At 67.7% G+C, this 19,652-nt stretch carries 21 protein-coding genes and 1 pseudogene; 7 read left to right on the top strand and 15 right to left on the bottom strand.

The genetic code is table 11. The annotated features are described in order from the left end of the window. Positions 1-41: 41 nt before the first annotated feature. From G3N64_RS22430 to G3N64_RS22420, 3 genes are all read right to left on the bottom strand, one after another. Positions 42-824, bottom strand: coding sequence for an ABC transporter substrate-binding protein (locus tag G3N64_RS22430; protein WP_069252628.1), 783 nt, complete (start codon positions 822-824; stop codon positions 42-44). 226 nt (positions 825-1,050) lie between these two features. Next, positions 1,051-1,971, bottom strand: coding sequence for a LysR substrate-binding domain-containing protein (locus G3N64_RS22425; protein ID WP_205785871.1), 921 nt, complete (start codon positions 1,969-1,971; stop codon positions 1,051-1,053). A 148-nt stretch (positions 1,972-2,119) separates the two neighbouring features. Continuing rightward, positions 2,120-3,067, bottom strand: coding sequence for a helix-turn-helix domain-containing protein (locus G3N64_RS22420; protein WP_205785870.1), 948 nt, complete (start codon positions 3,065-3,067; stop codon positions 2,120-2,122). 108 nt (positions 3,068-3,175) lie between these two features. On the opposite strand from G3N64_RS22420, the gene G3N64_RS22415 reads away from it, so the two are divergent. After that, on the top strand, positions 3,176-3,484 hold the full coding sequence (locus G3N64_RS22415) for a DUF3817 domain-containing protein (protein ID WP_205785869.1): 309 nt from the start codon (positions 3,176-3,178) through the stop codon (positions 3,482-3,484). Then, positions 3,481-3,882 (top strand): CopD family protein, encoded by a 402-nt coding sequence (locus G3N64_RS22410; protein ID WP_205785880.1) that lies wholly within the window; start codon positions 3,481-3,483, stop codon positions 3,880-3,882. The genes G3N64_RS22415 and G3N64_RS22410 overlap by 4 nt, the downstream gene beginning before the upstream one ends. 41 nt (positions 3,883-3,923) lie before the next feature. On the opposite strand, the gene G3N64_RS22405 is transcribed toward G3N64_RS22410, so the two are convergent. The 3 genes from G3N64_RS22405 to G3N64_RS22395 all read right to left on the bottom strand — a co-directional run bounded on the left by G3N64_RS22405 (position 3,924) and on the right by G3N64_RS22395 (position 7,336). Continuing rightward, positions 3,924-4,517, bottom strand: coding sequence for a hypothetical protein (locus tag G3N64_RS22405; RefSeq protein WP_205785868.1), 594 nt, complete (start codon positions 4,515-4,517; stop codon positions 3,924-3,926). Between the two features lie 213 nt (positions 4,518-4,730). After that, the gene (locus G3N64_RS22400; protein WP_205785867.1) at positions 4,731-6,119 is read right to left on the bottom strand and encodes an NCS2 family permease; all 1,389 of its coding nucleotides are present in this window, start codon (positions 6,117-6,119) and stop codon (positions 4,731-4,733) included. A gap of 539 nt (positions 6,120-6,658) precedes the next feature. Continuing rightward, positions 6,659-7,336, bottom strand: a complete 678-nt coding sequence (locus G3N64_RS22395; protein WP_205785866.1) for a TetR family transcriptional regulator — start codon at positions 7,334-7,336, stop codon at positions 6,659-6,661. Between the two features lie 48 nt (positions 7,337-7,384). On the opposite strand from G3N64_RS22395, the gene G3N64_RS22390 reads away from it, so the two are divergent. Continuing rightward, complete coding sequence (locus G3N64_RS22390; RefSeq protein WP_205785865.1) at positions 7,385-8,050, top strand: O-methyltransferase; 666 nt, start codon at positions 7,385-7,387, stop codon at positions 8,048-8,050. A gap of 117 nt (positions 8,051-8,167) precedes the next feature. Here the strand turns inward: G3N64_RS22390 and G3N64_RS22385 are convergent, their stop codons facing one another. From G3N64_RS22385 to G3N64_RS22360, 6 genes are all read right to left on the bottom strand, one after another. Further along, the gene (locus tag G3N64_RS22385) at positions 8,168-8,704 is read right to left on the bottom strand and encodes a DUF3455 domain-containing protein (protein ID WP_205785864.1); all 537 of its coding nucleotides are present in this window, start codon (positions 8,702-8,704) and stop codon (positions 8,168-8,170) included. Between the two features lie 170 nt (positions 8,705-8,874). Then, positions 8,875-9,990, bottom strand: coding sequence for an alkene reductase (locus G3N64_RS22380; RefSeq protein ID WP_205785863.1), 1,116 nt, complete (start codon positions 9,988-9,990; stop codon positions 8,875-8,877). Between the two features lie 69 nt (positions 9,991-10,059). Beyond that, a complete protein-coding gene (gene dkgB / locus G3N64_RS22375) occupies positions 10,060-10,866 on the bottom strand; it encodes a 2,5-didehydrogluconate reductase DkgB (protein ID WP_205785862.1) in 807 nt (268 codons plus the stop codon). Positions 10,867-11,012: 146 nt separating this feature from the next. Continuing rightward, complete coding sequence (locus tag G3N64_RS22370) at positions 11,013-11,966, bottom strand: TIGR03571 family LLM class oxidoreductase (protein WP_205785861.1); 954 nt, start codon at positions 11,964-11,966, stop codon at positions 11,013-11,015. Positions 11,967-11,979: 13 nt separating this feature from the next. Then, the gene (locus tag G3N64_RS22365; protein WP_205785860.1) at positions 11,980-12,303 is read right to left on the bottom strand and encodes an adenylate cyclase; all 324 of its coding nucleotides are present in this window, start codon (positions 12,301-12,303) and stop codon (positions 11,980-11,982) included. A gap of 29 nt (positions 12,304-12,332) precedes the next feature. Further along, positions 12,333-13,535 carry an MFS transporter gene (locus G3N64_RS22360; protein ID WP_205785859.1) on the bottom strand — a complete coding sequence of 401 codons (1,203 nt, stop codon included), beginning with the start codon at positions 13,533-13,535 and terminating at the stop codon, positions 12,333-12,335. 101 nt (positions 13,536-13,636) lie between these two features. Here G3N64_RS22360 and G3N64_RS22355 point away from each other — a divergent pair, with 101 nt between their 5' ends. After that, entirely contained in the window at positions 13,637-14,578 is a 942-nt protein-coding gene (locus G3N64_RS22355) for a LysR family transcriptional regulator (protein WP_205785858.1), read from the top strand. 85 nt (positions 14,579-14,663) lie between these two features. On the opposite strand, the gene zwf is transcribed toward G3N64_RS22355, so the two are convergent. Continuing rightward, positions 14,664-16,139, bottom strand: a complete 1,476-nt coding sequence (gene zwf, locus G3N64_RS22350; RefSeq protein ID WP_205785857.1) for a glucose-6-phosphate dehydrogenase — start codon at positions 16,137-16,139, stop codon at positions 14,664-14,666. Positions 16,140-16,341: 202 nt separating this feature from the next. On the opposite strand from zwf, the gene G3N64_RS22345 reads away from it, so the two are divergent. Both G3N64_RS22345 and G3N64_RS22340 read left to right on the top strand, forming a co-directional pair. Continuing rightward, positions 16,342-16,920: a TetR/AcrR family transcriptional regulator gene (locus tag G3N64_RS22345; protein ID WP_205785856.1), complete on the top strand. Its 579-nt coding sequence runs from the start codon at positions 16,342-16,344 to the stop codon at positions 16,918-16,920. A gap of 168 nt (positions 16,921-17,088) precedes the next feature. Continuing rightward, positions 17,089-17,964, top strand: a complete 876-nt coding sequence (locus tag G3N64_RS22340) for an SDR family NAD(P)-dependent oxidoreductase (RefSeq protein ID WP_205785855.1) — start codon at positions 17,089-17,091, stop codon at positions 17,962-17,964. A gap of 112 nt (positions 17,965-18,076) precedes the next feature. Here G3N64_RS22340 and G3N64_RS22335 read toward each other — a convergent pair whose 3' ends face one another. Continuing rightward, on the bottom strand, positions 18,077-18,697 hold the full coding sequence (locus G3N64_RS22335) for an NAD(P)H-dependent oxidoreductase (RefSeq protein ID WP_205785854.1): 621 nt from the start codon (positions 18,695-18,697) through the stop codon (positions 18,077-18,079). A 144-nt stretch (positions 18,698-18,841) separates the two neighbouring features. On the opposite strand from G3N64_RS22335, the gene G3N64_RS22330 reads away from it, so the two are divergent. Continuing rightward, on the top strand, positions 18,842-19,243 hold the full coding sequence (locus G3N64_RS22330) for a helix-turn-helix domain-containing protein (RefSeq protein WP_241021149.1): 402 nt from the start codon (positions 18,842-18,844) through the stop codon (positions 19,241-19,243). A gap of 54 nt (positions 19,244-19,297) precedes the next feature. On the opposite strand, the pseudogene G3N64_RS22325 reads toward G3N64_RS22330, so the two are convergent. Beyond that, a pseudogene (locus tag G3N64_RS22325) lies at positions 19,298-19,615 on the bottom strand (peroxidase-related enzyme); the annotation flags it as partial. Positions 19,616-19,652 lie beyond the last annotated feature (37 nt).

Below are 19,652 nucleotides of genomic sequence, written 5' to 3'. Positions count from 1 at the left end.
GCCCGTTCGTGCCGAAGCGCTGCGTGCGCTTGCGTGGCGGCTTACTTGCCGTAGACGTCGAAATCGAAGTATTTCTTCGCGATCTTGTCGTACGTGCCGTCCTTGCGCATGCCGGCGATCGCGCCGTCGATCTTCGCCTTCAGGTCGGTGTCTTCCTTGCGCAGGCCGATGCCGGCGCCGTTGCCGAGCGTCTTCGGATCGTCGATGTCCTTGCCGGCGAAGTCGAAGTTCGCGCCGCGCGGGGTCTTCAGGAAGCCGATTTCAGCCTGCACCGCGTCCTGCAGCGCGCCGTCCAGACGGCCCGAGATCAGGTCGGCGTAGACCTGGTCCTGGTTCTGGTAAGGCACGACGTTCACGCCCTTCGAGGCCCAGTACGTCTTCGCATAGGTTTCCTGGATCGTGCCCTGCTCGACGCCGACCGACTTGCCCTTCAGCGATTCGGCCGTCGGCATCAGGCCGGTGCCCTTCTTCGTGACGAGGCGCGTCGGCGTGTTGAACAGCTTCGCCGAGAACGCGATCTGTTCCTGACGCGCCGGCGTCATCGACATCGACGACAGTACGCCGTCGAACTTGCGGGCCTTCAGCGCCGGAATCATCCCGTCGAAGTCGTTTTCGATCCACACGCACTTCGCGTTCATGCGGCGGCAGATTTCGTTGCCGAGGTCGACGTCGAACCCGACCACCTTGCCGTCAGCGCCTTTCGATTCGAAAGGCGGGTAGCTTGCGTCGACGCCGAACCGCACGGTCGACCAGTCCTTCGCATATGCGCCGCCGGCCGATACGGCGAGCAGGGCTACGGTCACAGCCGCAAGAATCTTTTTCACTCGGTGACTCCTCGTTTTGTTCGATGGGTGCGCGGTTGTGCCGCGCCGTAAGCCTTCGGCCCGCCGCGGCTTCGCGTCAGGCTGTCCGTTTCGCCCACCCGATGCGGGCGCGCGACGTGCGCAAGATTATCAAGACAAAATACCGGCAGGGCGCCTAGGACAAGCCCCGATACCGGGCCCGGCGGCAGCGCGTCACGTGCGCTGCCGTTTCAGACACATGAACGATTCAGCCGAGCGTTTCGTTGACCGCACGCTGCAGGCACGTGACGAATTGCGTGACGGCGGGCGTGGGCAGCAGGTCGCGCCGCGCGATGATCGACAGGTCGAAGCGCGGCATGCTTTCGTCGAGCTCGGCCGTGCGGATGCCGAGCGGCGCCACCATCGCGGCGAGCGGGCGCGTGAAGCAGCCGATCACGTCCGAGCGCGCGACGAGCCCGAGCGTCACCGCGAACGACATCGGCGAGCGCAGCAGGCGCTTCGGCAGCGGCAGCCCGTGCGCCTCGAACATCCCGACCATCACGCTGTGCGGAAACTGCTCGGCGCCGACGGTGACGATCCACTCGGCATCGAGCAATTCCTCTAACCGGCGTGCGTGCGCAAGCGGGTGGCCGTCGCGCATCACGACGGTGAATTCGGTCGACAGCAGCGGCGATTGCGTGAAATCGCGGTCGAGCGCGGGCACATGGTGCATTGCAGCGATGTCGAGCGTGCCGTTGCGCAACTGCGCGAGCGCGTCGGGCACCGTCACTTCCTCAAGATGCAGGCTCACGTTCGGCATCGACTGGCGGAATGCCGTCACCGCGCGCGGCAGCGCCGTCAGCGCGATCGACGGCATCGTGCCGACCGCGACGCGCCCCGACATCTCGCCTTTCACCTGCTCGACGGCCTCGACCGTGCGGCGGATGTCGCCGAGCAGCTGCTCGGCGCGCGGCAGCAGCGCATGGCCGCACGCGGTCAGCTCGACGCCGCGTACGCTGCGCGCGAGCAGCTCCGCATTGAGCGCCGTTTCGAGCTCGCGGATCGTATGCGTGATCGCGGGCTGCGTGACGCCGAGCTCGCGCGCGGCGGCGCGCAGGCTCTTGTGATGCGCGGCGGAGACGAACGCCTGGAGCTGCGCGATGTTCAGGGGATTGCGGATGCGGGTCATCGATCGGGTCCGGTTGGCGCGATGGTGTGGCGGGCGACGTGGTTGAGCAGTATTCGGTAGCGATCCTGACGGTTGCGTGCGCGGGGTTTTGCGCCGCCGGGATGAAGCATCGCGAGCCGACGCGCGGTGGGTGGCGGCGCGGCGACCATCATGCGCCGGTTCGTGCGCGGAACGCCTGACGATACCGCTGCGGCGACGTGCCGACGATGCGCGTGAACCGTTCGCGAAACGCGGTGACCGAACCGAACCCGGCCTCCGTCGCGACATGCTCGATCGACAGCGCCGTGACCTCCAGCAACTGCTGCGCATGCCTGACGCGCGCGGTCTGCAGCCATTGCCGCGGCGACGTGCCCGTCTGCTCCTGGAAGCGCCGCGTCAGCGTGCGCACGCTCGTCGACGCCTTGCGGGCCATCGCGTCGAGCGTGAGCGGCTTGCGCAGGTTGGCCTGCAGCCAGTCCATCAGGCCTTGCAGGCCATCGGTGCCGCTCGGCCATTCCGGCACGATGAACTGCGCCTGCCCGCCCTCGCGGACACGCGGCGCCACTGCGCAGCGCGCCGCGTCGACGGCGACCGCCGCGCCGTAGTCGGCCTGGATCATGTGCAGGCACAGATCGAGGCCGGCCGCCGCGCCGGCCGACGTCAGGATCTGCCCGTTGTCGACGAACAGCACGTTCGGGTCGACCTTCACGCGCGGATAGCGGCGCGCGAGTTCGGCGGCCGCGAGCCAGTGCGTCGTTGCGCGCAGGCCGTCGAGCAGCCCGGCTTCCGCGAGCACGAACGCGCCGCTGCAGATCGACGCGATCCGGCAACCGCGCGCGGCCGCCGCGCGCAGTGCGGCGATCACGTGGCGCGACGTGGGCGCGAGCGGCACGGACGTGCCGGGAACGACGATCGTATCGGCATCGGCGAGCGCGTCGAGGCGAAACGGGGGGCGCAGGTCGAACAGGTCGCCGGCGACACGCGCGTGCTCGCTGCACACGCGCACGCGGTACGGGTGCGCGACGTCGGGCGAGCGCACGCGCGCGAACGTGTCGCACGCCATGCCCAGATCGAACGGGACGACATCGGGCAGGGCGAGTACGGCGACCGTATGCATGGCGTTGAAGGGCGCGTGGCCAGAATCCGTTTAAAGATGTCATTTTAGCCAGTGGCCCGGAGCGGCACCACACGCGACAATCGTCACGGACCAATCTGGAGGCTGCCGATGCAACAAGACGATCGCAATGCGTTGCGGAACCTGCAATACCTGTCGTGGCTGGAGGCGACCACGCTCGTCGTGCTGGTGTGCATCGCCGTACCGCTCAAGCACCTGGCCGGTTATCCGGCCGCGGTATCGATCATGGGCCCGGTGCACGGCATCGCGTTCGCGATGTACGTATGGGCGGTCGTCGGCACCGCGTCGAGCGGGCTGTGGAGCAAGACCGAAGTCGCACGGCTCGTGCTGGCCGCCGTCGTGCCGTTCGTCGGGCTGACGAGTGCCGGATGGATCGCGCGCAGGAGGCACGCACGATGATCTACCTGTGGCTCAAGGCCGTGCATGTCGTTGCCATGGTCACGTTCATCGGCGGCTTGCTGCTGCTGTCCGTCGGCGTGCGTATCGCCAACCTCGCCGTGCATCGTGCGGTGCGGCGCTGGGACCGCACGGTGACGGCACCCGCGCTCGCGCTGGTCTGGATCGCGGGGATCGCGCTGGCGCTGAACGGTCACTGGTTCGGCGCGGCGTGGCTGTGGGGGAAGCTCGTGGTGGTCGTCGCGCTGTCGGCGCTGCACGGGATCCTGGCCGGCACGCTGCGGCGCATGGAACGCGACGATCTCGTCGTCGTGCCGGCGCCCTGGCTCGGGCAGGCCGCGGGCGCGGTCGTGGCCGCGACCGCGATCGTCGTCGGGCTGGTCGTGATCAAGCCGTTCTGACGCGCCGGCCGGCGCGAGCCGGCCATCGGCAGAGGCAGGCCCTACGCCAGCGCCATCTCGACCGCCGCCAGCGTGCGGCGCCGAATCCAGCCGCTCGCGATCCGGATCGTGAGCCAGTACGGCATGAACAGCAGCCGCGTACGGGCGGTCGGGCAATGCACGAAGGTTTCGGTGCGCAGCATGTGCGCCCCCGACGCCAGCCCGACGACCTCGAAGCGCAGCACCAGTTTCGCGTCGCGCGGGTCGTCGTGCTGCACGAACGCCGCTGCGTCGGCGATCGCCAGCACGCCGAGGTCCGGACGCCAGAAGCGGCCGACGAGGCCGAGCGACAGCGACCTGTCGTTGCGATGCAGCGGCGTGAACGCATGGAGGCCGAAGCGTTCGCGTTCGCGTCGCGTGGTGCCGTGGCGCAGCGACGCGGCAAGGGCTGCGGGGAATTCGCGAACGTTGAGCAGCGCATCGACGACCGGATCCGTGCGCATGTCGAGCGCGGTGACCGCGTCGATGATGCGTGCCGGAGCGGCATCGATCGGCCTGGATTCATGCACTTCGTGGAAGCCGAACGACGGGATGAACGGAGGCTTGCGCGCCGAGGTCCGCGTGCTCGATTCGGAGACGATGCCGAGCGCGTGCATGGGGGCTCCTGAAGGCAAAGTGCGATCGTAGCACCGGGCGTGGATTCGTGGCGCGACGCGTGCCCGGTGCACCCCGCGCCGTGACGCATCGACAAAAAAAGCCTGGAAACTAGCGTTCCCAGGCCTGGAGGCCATCAACGATGATGGTGGAGGAGACGATGCCGTCCCGATGCGCGCCGTCCTTCTGCCGGCGACGTCGCGTACGATCCGCGGTCAGATCGCCCAGCCGCCGAGATAGAACGTGACGAGCACGGCTGCGATGAGCACGGTGCCGACGTTGAGCTTGCGGAATTCGCCGCTGGCGAGGCGGCCGATCACGAGCGTCGAGAAACCGAGCATGATGCCCGTCACGATGTTCGCGGTCAGCACGATGAACACCGCGCACACGAGGCCCGACATCGCGTCGACCATGTCGTCCATGTGCAGTTTGCTCACGCTGCCGAGCATCAGCAGGCCGACGTACATCAGCGCCGGTGCCGTGGCGTACGACGGCACGAGGCCCGCGAGCGGCGAGAAGAACATCACGACGAGGAACAGCAGGCCGACCACGGCAGCCGCGAGGCCCGTCTTCGCGCCGGCGGCCACGCCGACGCTCGACTCGATATAGGCCGCCGCCGGCGCGCCGCCGAGGAAGCCGGAGAAGATCGAGCTGATCGAATCGGCGGTCAGCGCGCGGCCGCCGTTGACGATGCGGCCGTTCTCGTCGAGCTGGCCGGCCTGGCCCGCGACCGCGCGGATCGTGCCGGTCGCGTCGAACACGGCGGTCATCACCAGCGCCAGCACGCTCGGCAGCACGGCCATCGACAGCGCGCCCTTGATGTCCATCGCGCCGATCAGCGATGCATGGCCCGGTGCGCTCAGCGACGGCAGCGCGAAGATGCCGCGGTACTTCACGCTCGGATCGAAGATCAGGCCGAACACCGAGATCGCGATCACGACGAGCAGGATGCCGCCCGGCACGCGCCGCTTTTCGAGGCCGAAGATCGCGGCCAGGCCGACGACCGACATGATGACCGGGAACGCGGTGATCTGGCCGAGCGAGACCGGCAGGCCGGCGCCCGGGTTCTTGATCACGAGGCCGACGTCGTTCGATGCGATCAGCAGCAGGAACAGGCCGATGCCGATCCCGGTGCCGTGCGCGACGCCCGCGGGCAGGTTGCGCAGGATCCACGAGCGCACGCCGGTGACCGAGATGCCGGTGAACACGAGGCCCATCAGGAACACGGCGCCGAGCGCGACCGTCGGATGCAGCCCCTTGCCGAGCACGAGGCCGAACGCGGTGAATGCGGTCAGCGAGATCGCGCAGCCGATCGCGATCGGCAGCTTCGCCCACAGGCCCATCAGCAGCGAACCGAACGCGGTCGTGAGGCAGACCGCGACGAACACGGCACTCGTGTCGAAGCCGGCCTTGCCGAACATGCCAGGGACGACGAACACGGAATAGACCATCGCGAGGAAGGTCGTGACGCCGGCAACGATCTCGCGGCGCTGCGTGCTGCCGCGCGACGAAATGTCGAAGTACCGGTCGATGACTCCCTGGGTGCCAAAGTCAGTTTCTTCCGCGCCGACGCCGACCGTCGGCTGCACCGGGGTATCACTCATGAGCTTGCTCCTTTATCAGCATGCTGAAACGGCCCGTAGCGAACCGTCGTCAGGGTGTCTCGTATCTGGTTGGAATGGTCGGCAACGTCGTGGGGACGAATGACGCGTGATCCGTGTCGTTACGTGCGAATCGAAACGATCGCGAGGGTGTCGCGTCGTGCGACGCGTTGTGGTGTCGAGCCCGTCACGTGTGCTTTGCCGTAGCGAAGGTTAGGCGAACGGCCCATCACGTCCCATTGGGGGAAGAGCATGCAGCGCATGTCTCAGCGCTTATATCGGCGTGCAACGGGGCTCCGTCGCGACGGCACGCGTGTATACGCCTAGTTCGAATCCGTTAAGGCGATTATTTGAATGCGGGGCCGACGGGCAGGGGGGAAGCGGGGGATGCATTGAAAATTACAGATGTCTTTCATTGGGGCCGCGCACGCGCATGACGGCGGCGGCGCGCGACGCGAGGCACGGCCGCGCGCCAAGCGGCACCCGGATGATACCGGCGCCGCGCGCGGCCTGCGCTCGCGCGCGTTCCGGCCTTCGCCGTGTCAATCGTGCGCGAGATGCGCGAGGTACGCGCAGAACATGTCGGCCATCGCGGTCGAATAGGCGTCGATTTCCGCCGGCGTGCGTGCGGTTTCGGAGAACACCTTGCCGCCCGACGTGAGCGTCGTCATGATCAGCTCGCAAGCGAGCGCATGCGTGGCGTCGGACACGTCGGGCAGCGCTTCGCGCATGAACGCGCCGAAGGCCCGGTTGCCCTCGGCCCTCGCTGCCTGTGCCTCGGGGGCGTCGCGATAGAGGGGCGCTGCGTCGTCGAGCGCAATGCGCATGTTCGCCTCGTCGCATTCCGAACGGATGAAGGCATGCACGGCGGTGCGCAGCCGCTCGGGCGGCGTCTTCCGCGTGTCTTGCAGTATCCCGCACAGCATCTCGAACGTCTGCCGCCATTCGTCGCGCTGCAGCCGGAACAGCACGGACGCCTTGTTCGGGAAGTACTGGTACAGCGAGCCGACGCTCACGCCGGCGCGCTCGGCGACGCGCGCCATCGTGAAACGCTGCGCGCCTTCGGTGGCCAAAACCTGAATAGCGGCCTGGAGGACGTCTTCGACGAGACGGGTCGAGCGCGCCTGTCGAGGCTGCTTGCGCGTGGCGATCGGGGCGTTTCGGCGGTCGGTCATGGGCGGTCTGCCAATGCGAATAGTAAAACCTGAATAGTTCGTCATATTCTAGTCGGGCGCACTGACGCACTCAACCTGACACCGGAGATCCGCATGACCACCCTGATTCGCGACCCGCTGGCTTCGCTGCTGGCACGCCTGTTCGACGAAGCCGACGCCTCGTCGCCCGCGACGAGCCCGGACTTCGCCCACCTTTCGCGCGACGAGCAAGCGCGGCTGATGCGCAGCAAGACCGGCTACACCGATTTGTATGCGCGCCTGAAGGACTATCCGCTCGCCGTGTCGCGCGAGACGGGCACGCTGCTGTACATGCTCGCGCGCAGTGGCGGCGCGCGGTCGATCGTCGAATTCGGCACGTCGTTCGGCATTTCGACGCTGCATCTCGCGGCCGCATTGCGCGACAACGGCGGCGGCAGGCTGATCACGAGCGAATTCGAGCCGTCGAAGGTCGTGCGTGCGCAGGCGAACCTGGCGGCGGCCGGGCTCGCCGATCTCGTCGAGATCCGCGAGGGCGATGCGTTGCGTACGCTGGCCGCCGATCTTCCGGATTCGGTCGACCTGCTGTTGCTCGACGGCGCGAAGGCGCTGTATCCCGAGGTGCTTGCACGCGTCGAGCACCGGTTGCGGCCCGGCGCGTTCGTCGTTGCGGACAATGCCGATTTCAACCCCGACTATCTCGCTTACGTGCGCGCGCCGGAGAACGGTTATCTGTCGGTGCCGTTCGGCGGCGATGTCGAGCTGTCGATGCGGATCGGCTGAGCGCTGCGCAACCTGAACGGCGGCATGTATCCGCGCATCAAGGATAGGATGACTGATCAATCGGGGCGTCAAGGACAACACTTCGGCGGTGCCTGGTGCTTCGGGCTCGGTCGCGCGTTACTTCAGAAACACGTACCGCGCAAAATACGGAAAGCGCCCGATCGCATGCTCGGTCGAACATGCTGTGTCCGGCGGCGTGCCGCCCGCGGTATCGAGCCGCTGCACGAAGCGCACGCCGGCGAGCGTGCCGGCCGTGGCCTTTGCGTCCGTTGCGGCCGGTGTCGCCGCGAGCAGGAGTTGCGGAATGCTGCCCGGGCGTGCGCTTGGCGCTTCCGCGAGCTTCTTGCCGATGATGCGGCTGCCGTCGGGCGCTTCCCATGACGGCCCCGCGCCGTGCCGGACGACGAGCGTGCCGCCGGCGTCGAACAGCATCGCTTCCGGGTGCTGGAACACCCACGCGAGCTTGTGTCCGGCGTCGTAGTCGCACGTGTAGACCTGTAGGCCAGCCGCAGTCGTCGACAGCACGGGCGTGGCCGGCTGGGGCGGCGCGAGTCCGGCGGAGTCGTCGGCACGGGCGGACGACGCGCAGAAGGCGAGTGCGACGCAGGCCACGGCGGCCGGCAGCATGGGGCGTTTCGGGAAGCGGCTTCGCATGGCGAGGCATCCTTTCAGGTCGGGTGACGGGAATACGTCGACGAACCTGTAAACGCTAGACGCCAATGGCACCGGCTGCAATGCGCAAATGGCAATCGTGGCGATAGCCGTTGCGATTGCGCGCGGCCCGGCATGCGCGGCCGTTGGTTGACGCGGCCGCGCATGCCCGATCAGGCCGCGGCTTGCGCGAGCGTCGGGTAGTCGGTCAGGCCGCGCTCGCCGCCGCCGAACAGCGTGTTGCGGTCGTGCAGCGCGAGTGCCGCGCCGGTGCGCAGGCGCTCGGGCAGGTCGGGGTTCGCGACGAACGGGCGGCCGAACGCGACGAGGTCGGCCCAGCCGGCGGCGATCGCGTCGCGGGCACGCTCGGCGGTGTACGCGCCGGCATAGATCAGCACGCCCGGGAACGCGGCGCGCAGTTGCTGCTTGAACTCGACCGGCATCAGCGGCGCGTCGTCCCAGTCGGCTTCCGCGATATGCAGGTAGCCGACGCCGAGTTCGCCGAGCAGCTTCGCGGCCGCGAGGTAGGTCGTTTCCGGATCGGCGTCGACGCAGCCGTTCAGCGTCGTCAGCGGTGCGAGGCGGATGCCGACGCGCGACGCGTCGCCCGTGCCTTCGATCAGCGCCTGCGTGACTTCGCGCAGGAAGCGCAGCCGGTTTTCCAGCGAGCCGCCGTACGCGTCGGTGCGCGTGTTCGCGTTCGAGTCGATGAACTGGTTGACGAGGTAGCCGTTCGCGCCGTGCAGCTCGACGCCGTCGAAGCCGGCTTCGATTGCGTTGCGTGCGGCGGCGCGGTATTGATCGACGATCTCGCGGATTTCGACGATCGTCAGCGCGCGCGGCTCGGACGCCTGCACGAAGCCCGGCGTGCTGCCGTCTTCACCGGCGATGAACACGTTCACGCCTTTCGCCTGCTGCGGCGACGACGACACGGGTTGTTGTCCGCCGAGCAGGCTCGTGTGGCTCAGCCGGCCGACGTGCCACAGCTGCGCGAAGATCCGGCCGTGCGCGGCATGCACGGCGTCCGTCACCTTGCGCCAGCCGGCGACCTGCGACGGCGTGTCAATGCCGGGCGTCCATGCGTAGCCCTTGCCGAGCGGCGCGATATACGTGCCTTCGCTGATGATCAGGCCCGCGCTCGCGCGCTGCGCGTAATACGCGGCCATCAGTTCGTTGGCTTCGTCGCCGGGCTGGCTGGCGCGCGAGCGCGTCATCGGCGGCATCACGATGCGGTTCGGCAGCGTCAGCGCGCCGAGTTGCAGCGGTTGGAAAAGCGGGTCCTGGGTCATGATGATGTCCTGTCGGTGCCGCGTTTTTCTGGCCGCGGCGAATCGGATGGCAAAGGGCGGGTGGCGCGTTCAGTCCCACTTCGGCGCGAGGCCGGCCGGGTCGACTTCGCGTCCGTTGCGGTCGAGCGCGGCGATCTGCGCCATGTCTTCGTCGGTCAGGCGCAGCGTCTGCGCGAGCAGGTTGCTCGCGAGGTTCTCGCGCTTCGTCGACGACGGGATCACCGAGTAGCCGAGCTGCAGCGCCCACGCGAGCGCGACCTGCGCGGGCGTCGCGTCGTGACGCTGCGCGATCGCGCCGATCACCGGGTCGCCGAGCACCTTGCCGTACGCGAGCGTCATGTACGACGTCACGTGGATGCCTTCGGCGTTCAGGAACTCGACCAGCTTGCGGTTCTGCAGGTACGGGCTCAGCTCGATCTGGTTCGTCGCGATCGCATCCTTGCCGACCGCCGCGATCGCTTGCTTCGTCAGTTCGATGTTGAAGTTCGAGATGCCGATCTGGCGCGTGAGGCCCTTCGCCTTCGCGTCGGCGAGCGCGGTCATGAACGTGTCGAGCGCGACGCCGTTGTCGGGTGCCGGCCAGTGGATCAGCGTCAGGTCGACGTAGTCGGTGCGCAGCTTGCGCAGGCTTTCCTCGAGGCTCGGCACGAGCTTGTCCGGTGCGTAGTTGTCGACCCAGATCTTGGTCGTGAGGAACAGGTCTTCGCGGCGCACGCCCGAGGCGGCGATCGCTTCGCCGACTTCGGCTTCGTTGCCGTAGATCTGCGCGGTGTCGATCGCGCGGTAGCCGACTTCGAGGCCGTTACGGACCGAGTCGGTCACGACCTGGCCTTGCAGGCGGAACGTACCGAGGCCGAATGCGGGAATGGTGCTCATCGTGGGCTCCTGAAAGGGGGCGGTTGCGGTATGGAAGTCATTCTGGCGCTTGAGACTGATGAGATAAACGCCGTCAGAGGTCAAAAATATTTGATTTCAAGTCAAATATTGGTCGGCGATTCGCTTGTTTCTGGCGACCGCCGCCCTTATGCGACGCGGGCCTGCGCGTTCACGTGGAACACCGGCAGCACGTCCGACGCGATCTCCGACATCGTCTCGTCGAGCGGACGCCGATTGCGGCGGAAATGCAGGCCGATGTGCTGCACGCCCGCGTCGCGCATCGCCGCGAGCTCCTCCGTCAGCGCGATGCGTCCGGCGCGCGCACCGAAGCGGTGCCGCTGCAGCGGCGCGTGCGGATCTTCAGCGAGGTCGAGATGGATGAAGCTCACGTACGGCTTGTTGCCGGCCACCGCGCGCCAGTTCGCGACGCGATGCAGGTGATCGTCCGGCGTGCCCGGATACGCGAGGCAGCCGTCCATGTGCTCGCCGATCCATGCGGGCGTTTGCTGCGCGAGACCCGCGACCAGCAGCGGCACCGGCGAGCGCGCGGCCGGCAGCACCTCCAGGCCCGGCGGCAAGTGCCCGCGCGCGCCGTCGCGCAGCAGCGCGATCTGGTCGCGGAAGTTCGCGCCGCGTGACGCGAAGTCGCGGCCGAACAGCGGATATTCGACCGGCCGGTCGCCGCTGGCGACACCGAGCATCAGGCGGCCGCTGCTCAGTTCCTGGATCGTCGCGGCCGATTTCAGCGTCAGCAGCGGCTCGCGCAGCGGCAGCACGACGGCCGCCGTGCCGAGCAGGATCTCGCGCGTGACGCCGGCGAGGTAGCCGAGATACGAGAAGGTTTCGAACACCTGCGCGGCATCGCCGAAAGACGGGTCGTACAGCGGCACGTCGCGCACCCAGAGCGCACGGAAGCCGAGCGTGTCGGCGAGTTGCGCGAGCGTCGCGTGGAGCTCGAGGCTTGGCACGCCGGGCCGGCGGCCGTCGTGCTGGCGCTTCGCGTCGCCGGCCGGCGACCAGTCGTTGTCGAGCGGCAGTTCGATGCCGATGCTGAAGCCGCCGCTGGCGAGCCTGTCGAGTGCAGTGAGTGAAGTGGACATGGCCGGGTTCCGTTCAGACCGCGCGCAGGCTGCCTTCGAGCCGGTAGAAATCGAGCGACGCCGCGGTGAAGAACGTGCGCGACGTGCCGGCGGCGAAATCGTCGATGTGCACGACGGTCGCACGGTCGGCTTCCTGCCACGAGATCGCGTAGGTTTCGCCGGCGACGTGCTGCCACGTGTACGCGACTTCGCCTTTCGCACCCGCGTAGGGGCCTTCGGTGATCTCGTAGCGCATGCGGAGGCCGTCTTCGTCGTACGCGTTGAGCGCGGTGAGGCCGTCGTAGCGCACTTCGAAGGTCTTGCCGGCGAACGGCGGGCGTTGGGTCGATGCGTTCATGCTGGGTAGCTCCTGCAAAAGTGGAATGTTCAATGTGCGAGTTCGACGGGTTCGGCCGTGCGTTCGGGCAGGCCCGCGCCGCGGTCGAGGCGGCCGCTCAGCGCGGTGAGCGCGAATGCGCCGAGCGTGACGGCCGCCGCGATCCACGGCGTATGGCCGAGGCCGGCGTGCGCGACGATCAGGCCACCGAGTGCCGAGCCGCCCGCGACGCCGAGGTTGAACGCGGCGATGTTGAAACCGGAGGCGACGTCGGTGGCATCGGGCGCGAAGTGGCGCGCCTGCTTGACGACGTACACCTGCAGGCCCGGCACGTTGCCGAACGCGACGGCACCCCACGCGAGCATCGTCAGCACGGCGAGCCATTTGACGTGGATCGTGAAGGTCAGCGCGAGCAGCACGATCGCGAGCAGCAGGAAGATCCGCTTGAGCGCCTTCACGGGGCCGACGGCGTCCGCGAGCTTGCCGCCCCACACGTTGCCGAACGCGACCGACACGCCGTAGCCGACGAGCACGAGGCTGACCTGCGACGGCGTGAAGCCGGCGATCTGCTCGAGCAGCGGCGCCATGTACGTGAACGCGATCAGCGAGCCGCCGTAGCCGACGGCCGTCATCGCGTAGACCAGCAGCAGGCGCGGCTGCGCGAGCACGCGGAACTGGCGGGCAAGCGGCGCGGGCGGCGTTTGCGGCAGCCCGCGCGGCACGAACACGACCGCGCCGACGAACGCGACGAGGCCGAACAGCGCGACGACCAGGAACGTCGCGCGCCAGCCGAAGTGCTGGCCGATGAAGGTGCCGAGCGGAATGCCGGCGACGAACGCGACGGTCATCCCGCTGAACATCGTCGCGATCGCGCTGGCGGCCTTCTCCTTCGGCACGAGCGTGGTCGCGATGATCGAGCCGACCGAGAAGAACACGCCGTGCGCGAGGCCGGTGAGGATGCGCGCGACGATCAGCGATTCGTAGCCGGGCGCCTGCCACGCGACGAGGTTGCCGACGGTGAACAGCGCCATCAGCGCGGCGAGCAGCGTCTTGCGCGGCACGCGGCCGGTGAGCGCGGTGAGGAGCGGCGCACCGATCGCGACGCTCAGCGCGTAGAGGCTGACGAGCAGGCCGGCGGACGGCAGGCTGACGCCGAGGTCGGCGCCGATCGTCGGGATCAGGCCGACGATCACGAATTCGGTGGTGCCGATGGCAAATGCGCTGATCGTCAGTGCAAGCAGGGCGAGTGGCATGGTGAGATCCCGGTTCCAGTAAGGATGGATCGCAGTGTGCCGGCTTTACTTTTGCGGAAAAATGCGTCTATAAATCAAATTGTTTTGATTTGAGATCAACAATGAAAATCACGCTCGACGAACTCCAGGCCTTTGCGGCCGTGGTCGACACCGGATCGATCACTGCCGCCGCGCAGCAGCTCGACCTCACCGTGTCGGCTGCGAGCCGCACGCTCGCGCGGCTCGAGGAGAAGCTGAAGACCACGCTGCTGCGCCGGACCACGCGCCGGCTGGAGTTGACGGAAGAAGGGCGCGCGTTCCTGGAGAACGCGCGTGCGATCATCGAGTCGGTCGAGAATGCCGAGGAGCAGATGCTCGCGCGGCGCGAGACGCCGTCGGGGCGGCTGCGCGTCGACGCCGCGACGCCGTTCATGCTGCACGTGATCGTGCCGCTCGTGCGCGGCTACCGAGAACGCTTCCCGAAGGTCGAGCTGGAGCTGAACAGCAACGAGGGCATCATCGATCTGCTGGAGCGACGCACCGACGTCGCGATCCGGATCGGCCGGCTGAAGGATTCGACGTTGCACAGCCGGCGCATCGGCAACAGCCGGGTGCGCATGCTCGCGAGCCCGGCGTACATAGAAGCGCACGGCCAGCCGCGCAAGGTGGAGGATCTCGACAAGCACGCGCTGCTCGGCTTCACGCAGCCCGAATCGCTGAACGTCTGGCCGATCCTTGGCACGGACGGCGAAGCGTACCGCATCGAGCCGGACGTGTATTCGTCGAGCGGTGAAACGTTGCGGCAGCTTGCGCTGGAGGGCACGGGCGTCGTCTGCCTGTCCGATTTCGTGACCGCGCAGGATCGCGATGCGGGGCGGCTGGTGCAGGTGCTCGCGCGCCACACGCTCGATGTCCAGCAGCCGATTCACGCGGTGTACTACCGCAATACCGCGATCTCGTCGCGGATCGCGTCGTTCGTCGACTACCTGATCGAGGTGCTGGCCGGCGGTGGCAACGATGCGCCGGGGCGGCGCAAGGCTGCGTCGTGGATGGAGCCGCGGTAGGCGGCAGGCGCGACGGGGCGGGCCGCGCCCCGTGATGGGACGTGCGATCCGGCGTGCCGCATGACGGCACGCCGTCGTGCGGCGGTTACGCCTCTTCCGACCAGGACATCCCGTCGCGCGCGAGCAGCGCCGACGAAGCCGCGGGCCCGAACGTGCCGGCCGTGTACAGGCGCGGCCGGTCGCCGAGCTGCTTCCAGCCGTCGAGGATCGGCTCGACCCACGACCACGCGGCTTCGAGCTCGTCGCGGCGCATGAAGTGCGTGAGGCGGCCACGAATCACGTCGATCAGCAAACGCTCGTACGCTTCCGCGCGCCGCTCCGGAATCGCCTGCTGCAGGTCGAGGTTCAGGCTCACCGGCACCATGTTCATCCCGCTGCCCGGCTCCTTCGCGAGCATCTGCAGCTGGATCGACTCTTCCGGCTGGAGCTGGATCACGAGGCGGTTGCCGTAATTGCGCGGGCCGGTCGGGATGATCGAGAACGGCATGTCCGCGAACTCGATCACGATTTCCGACTGGCGGCGCTGCAGCCGCTTGCCGGTGCGCAGGAAGAACGGCACGTTCGCCCAGCGCCAGTTGTTGATGTGCGCGCGCAGCGCGACGAAGGTTTCCGCGCGGCTGTCCGCCGGCACGTTGTCTTCCTCGAGATAGCCCTTGACCGGCTGGCCGTCGACCGCACCGGCCGTGTACTGGCCGCGCACCGTGTCGCGCGCGACGTCCGACAGCGACATCGGCCGCAGCGAGCGCAGCACCTTCAGCTTCTCGTCGCGCACCGCGTCCGGGTCGAGCGACACGGGCGGCTCCATCGCGACGATGCACAGCAACTGCAGCAGGTGGTTCTGCACCATGTCGCGCAGCGCGCCGGTATGGTCGTAGAAGCCCGCGCGGCTGCCGACGCCCACCGTCTCCGCGACCGTGATCTGCACGCTGCGGATATTCGGCGCCTGCCACAGCGGCCCGAAGATCGGGTTGCCGAAGCGCAGCACCATCAGGTTCTGCACGGTTTCCTTGCCGAGATAGTGGTCGATCCGGTAGATCTGCGATTCCTCGAAGTGCTTGCCGACCGCGTTGTTGATCGCCTTCGCGGAAGCGAGATCGTGGCCCAGCGGCTTTTCGAGGACGACGCGCGAGTGTGCGTCGACGAGGTGCGCGGCCGACAGGTTGTCGCAGATCGTCGTGAACAGCTCCGGCGACGTCGACAGGTAGAACACGCGGATCGCGTCGCCGCGCGCCGCTTCCGCGAGCCGCAGGTAGTCGTCCGGCGCGTTCACGTCGATCAGCACGTACTTGAACAGGTCGAGGAAACGGCTCCAGGCCGCGGGATCGAACGCCTTTTCGTCGATGAACGGGCGCGACTGCTCGTCCATGAACTTGCGATAGCCGTCGATGCCCCAGTCGCGGCGGCCGACCGCGATGATGCGCGTCTCGGGCGGAAGGTTGCAGTGCAGGTGCGCCATGTACAGCGCGGGCAACAGCTTGCGGGCGGCCAGGTCGCCGCCGCCGCCGAAGATGATCATGTCGACGGGCCGGTCGGCTCCGGTCTGGATAGGCTGATTCGTCATGGGAGGTTCGCGGTTTGAAACGGTGAACGTGAAACGAACGTCGAGGCACCGGGCGCCGATACGTTAACGCACCAGTACGTGAAAACGCTAATAGTGCACGGTTTTGATGGATTGCGTGTGGGTTCCCCCGGATGTAACAGGGCTTGCGTTCCGCACGATCGCTTGATTATGATTGAGCGCTCACTCATTAAAGGAATCGAACGTGGCCCGACCGCGCAGTCCCGACAAGCACGAAGCCATCCTCGCCGCAGCCGCACGCGCGCTCGCCGAGGACGGTGCGACCGCGACGACCGCGCGCATCGCGCGGCTCGCCGGGGTGGCGGAAGGCACGGTGTTCACGTACTTCGAGACCAAGGACGCGTTGCTGAACGCGCTGTACGTGAGCCTGAAGGCAGGCATGCGCAACGTGATGATGACGGGTTTCCCGGAAGGCGCGCCGGCCGAGCAGGCGCTGCGGCACGCGTGGAACGGCTATGTGTCGTGGGGCGTCGCGAATCCGGACGGGCGGCGCGCGCTGCAGCAACTGGGCGTGAGCGGGCGCGTCGACGACACGCACCGTGCGGCGGGGGCCGAAGGTTTCGGCACGATCCGTTCGTTGCTGGAGGCGCAGGTCGCGGCGTCGGGCGGGCTGAAGCCGGACGAGGCGCACGCGTTCTGCGCGGCGTTGTTCACGTCGATCGCCGAAACGGCGATGGATTCGGTCGCGCGCGATCCGGCGCGGGCCGATGCGTACCGGGAGGCCGGGTTTCGCGCGTTGTGGGCCGTGTTGCACGCGGTGTAAGGCAAGGGTTGCCGTCGTGGCGGCGCGGGTGGTTTCACGCGCTGCGACGCTGACGGGCAGCGGGTTTCAGGCAGGGTGATGGCGGTCGTGAACGACCGATATATCGCCATTATTAATGAGTGAGTAATCATTCATTTTATGATTTCACCACGATCAAGGAGTGGAAAAATGTCGAAAGTCTGGCTGGTAACAGGGGCCGCACGCGGCCTGGGGCGAGCGATTTCGGAAGCCGTGCTGGCGGCGGGCGACCGGCTGGTGGCCGGCGCGCGGGATCCCGCGCGGCTGGCCGATCTGGCCGAGCGTCATGGCGACCGTTTGCTGCCGGTCGCGCTCGACGTCACCGACGAAGCGGCGGCTGCACAGGCCGTCGCGGCGGCGCGGGATGCGTTCGGCCGCATCGACGTGCTGGTGAACAACGCGGGCTACGGCCATACGGCGCCGTTCGAGCAGATGGGCGCCGACGATTTCCGCGACCAGGTCGAGACGAACCTGTTCGGCGTGATCAACCTGACGCGTGCGGTGCTGCCGACGATGCGCGCGCAGCGTGCAGGGCACATCTTTCAGGTGTCGTCGGTCGGCGGGCGGACGTCGACGCCCGGGTTGTCCGCGTATCAGGCCGCGAAGTGGGCGGTCGGCGGGTTCAGCGACGTGCTCGCGAAGGAAGTCGCGCCGTTCGGCGTGCGCGTCTGCACGCTCGAGCCGGGCGGGATGCGTACCGACTGGGCCGCGCAGGCGAAGCGCAGCGTCGACGGTCTGCTGCCCGACTATCAGCCGTCGGTCGGGAAGATTCTCGAGCTGCTCGGCGCGTACGGCGGCCATGAAGTCGGCGATCCGGCGCGGATCGCGGCGCTGATCGTCGAACTGTCGCGCCGCGAGGAGCTGCCGATGCGCCTGCTGCTCGGTGGCGATGCGCTGTTCGTGTGCGAGCAGGCAGAGAAGCGGCGCGCGGAAGAGGCCGCGCGGTGGCGCGACACGACGCTGTCGACGCAGTTTCCGGACGCGAAGCTGCCGGACGGGCTGGAGGCGTTGAAGGGGCTGGAGTGAGCGCTGACATTCGCACCGCCGCCCGGGCAACGTGAGCGGCCGACCGATGCCGGCGCGTGCGCGCAGGCATCGGTCGGCCCGCGCCCCGTGATCGACGGGCGCTGCCGTTGTCTCAACCGGCCTGATCCACCAGCGCCTGCAATTCCTGCCCGGCCTTCTCGATCGCCGCTTGCACCGCATCGGCACCCAATACGGTGCCTTCCATGCGGACTTCGTGGATGTCGGTCATGCCGATGAACCCGAGCAGGTGCTTCAGATAGCCGGACTGATAGTCGAAGGGCGCATACGGGCCTTCGGAAAAGACGCCGCCGCTGGCGGTGACCAGATAGACCGTCTTGCCTTCCAGCGTGCCGGCGACACCGCTTTCGCCATAGCGAAACGTGACTTGCGGCCAGATCACGCGGTCGAACCACGCGCGCAGTTGCGTGGACGGGCCGAAGTTGGTCATCGCGGAGCCGATCACGACGATGTCGGCGGCGCGCAGTTCGTCGACCAGCGTTTCCGCGAGCCCGACGGCCTGGGCCTGTTCCGCGCTGCGCGCCTCCGGCGGCAGCATGCGGCCGACGATGTACGCGTCGTCGACATGCGGCAGCGGATCGGTGGACAGGTCGCGCAGGGTCACGGTGCCGGTTGTATCGCGCGCCGCGAGTTGCCGCGCGAGGTCGTGCGCGAAGCGCGTGGACAGGCTGTCGGTGCTGCGGGGGCTGGATGTGATCAGCAGGATGCGGCTCATGAGCGTTCCTTTCGGGATAAGATGAGAACCTGGTAACTTTTGATAACTCGGTTACCAAAAAGCATGTGGAATGCTAGGGTTCGCGCCCGGGCACCACAAGAACGCACAGGGCTGTGCCCCAGTCACATCGATGTTCCCGCCACCATGCCCCGACCCAGCGACAACGACTGCCAGGCGACACGCCAGATCCTCGATCGCATTGGCGACAAATGGAGTCTCTACATCATCGCGACGCTGGACGACGGTTCGCACCGTTTCAACGAGCTGAAACGCGAAATCGAAGGGATTTCGCAGCGCATGCTGACGCTGACGTTGCGCGGGCTGGAGCGCGACGGGCTGGTCACGCGGACGGTGTTCCCGACGATTCCGCCGCGCGTCGACTACGCGCTGACACCGCTCGGCGAAACGCTGCTGGAGCCCGTGATGGCGCTCGTTGCGTGGGCGGAGAAAAACAAGCAGCCGATCGCGCAAGCGCACGAGCGCTTCGACGAGGCAGCCGATGCTTCGCCGGCGCCGGGCGAGGGCGTTGTTTACCGCAGTCGGTAGGCGGGCGCGACGAGACCGCCGCGTCCCGCCCGCGCGGCCGAGCGGCGCGGGGGCTCAGCGCCCCAGCGCGTAGAACTCCGCATTCGGCCGCATGTTCGTTACGTTCGCGATGCGGTTGGACATGCCGAAGAAAGCCGAGATCGCCATGATGTCCCACACGTCTTCTTCGACGAAACCATGCGACTTGAGCGTGTCGAAATCGGCTTCGCCGACCTGGTGCGCAGCCTGCGACACCTTCATCGCGAAGTCGAGCATCGCCTTCTGCCGGACGGTGATGTCGGCCTTGCGGTAGTTGGCGGCGACCTGGTCGGCGATCAGCGGATCCTTCGCGCGAATGCGCAGGATCGTGCCGTGCGCGATCACGCAATACTGGTCTCCTGGATAAAGTGGCGCGGGCGATCCCGATGCG

The sequence above is a fragment of the Burkholderia sp. Ac-20344 genome, from assembly GCF_017104975.1.
Lineage (GTDB): Bacteria > Pseudomonadota > Gammaproteobacteria > Burkholderiales > Burkholderiaceae > Burkholderia.
The sequence above is the reverse complement of the archived record's forward strand: the minus strand, read 5'-3'. Positions and strand labels throughout refer to the sequence as shown.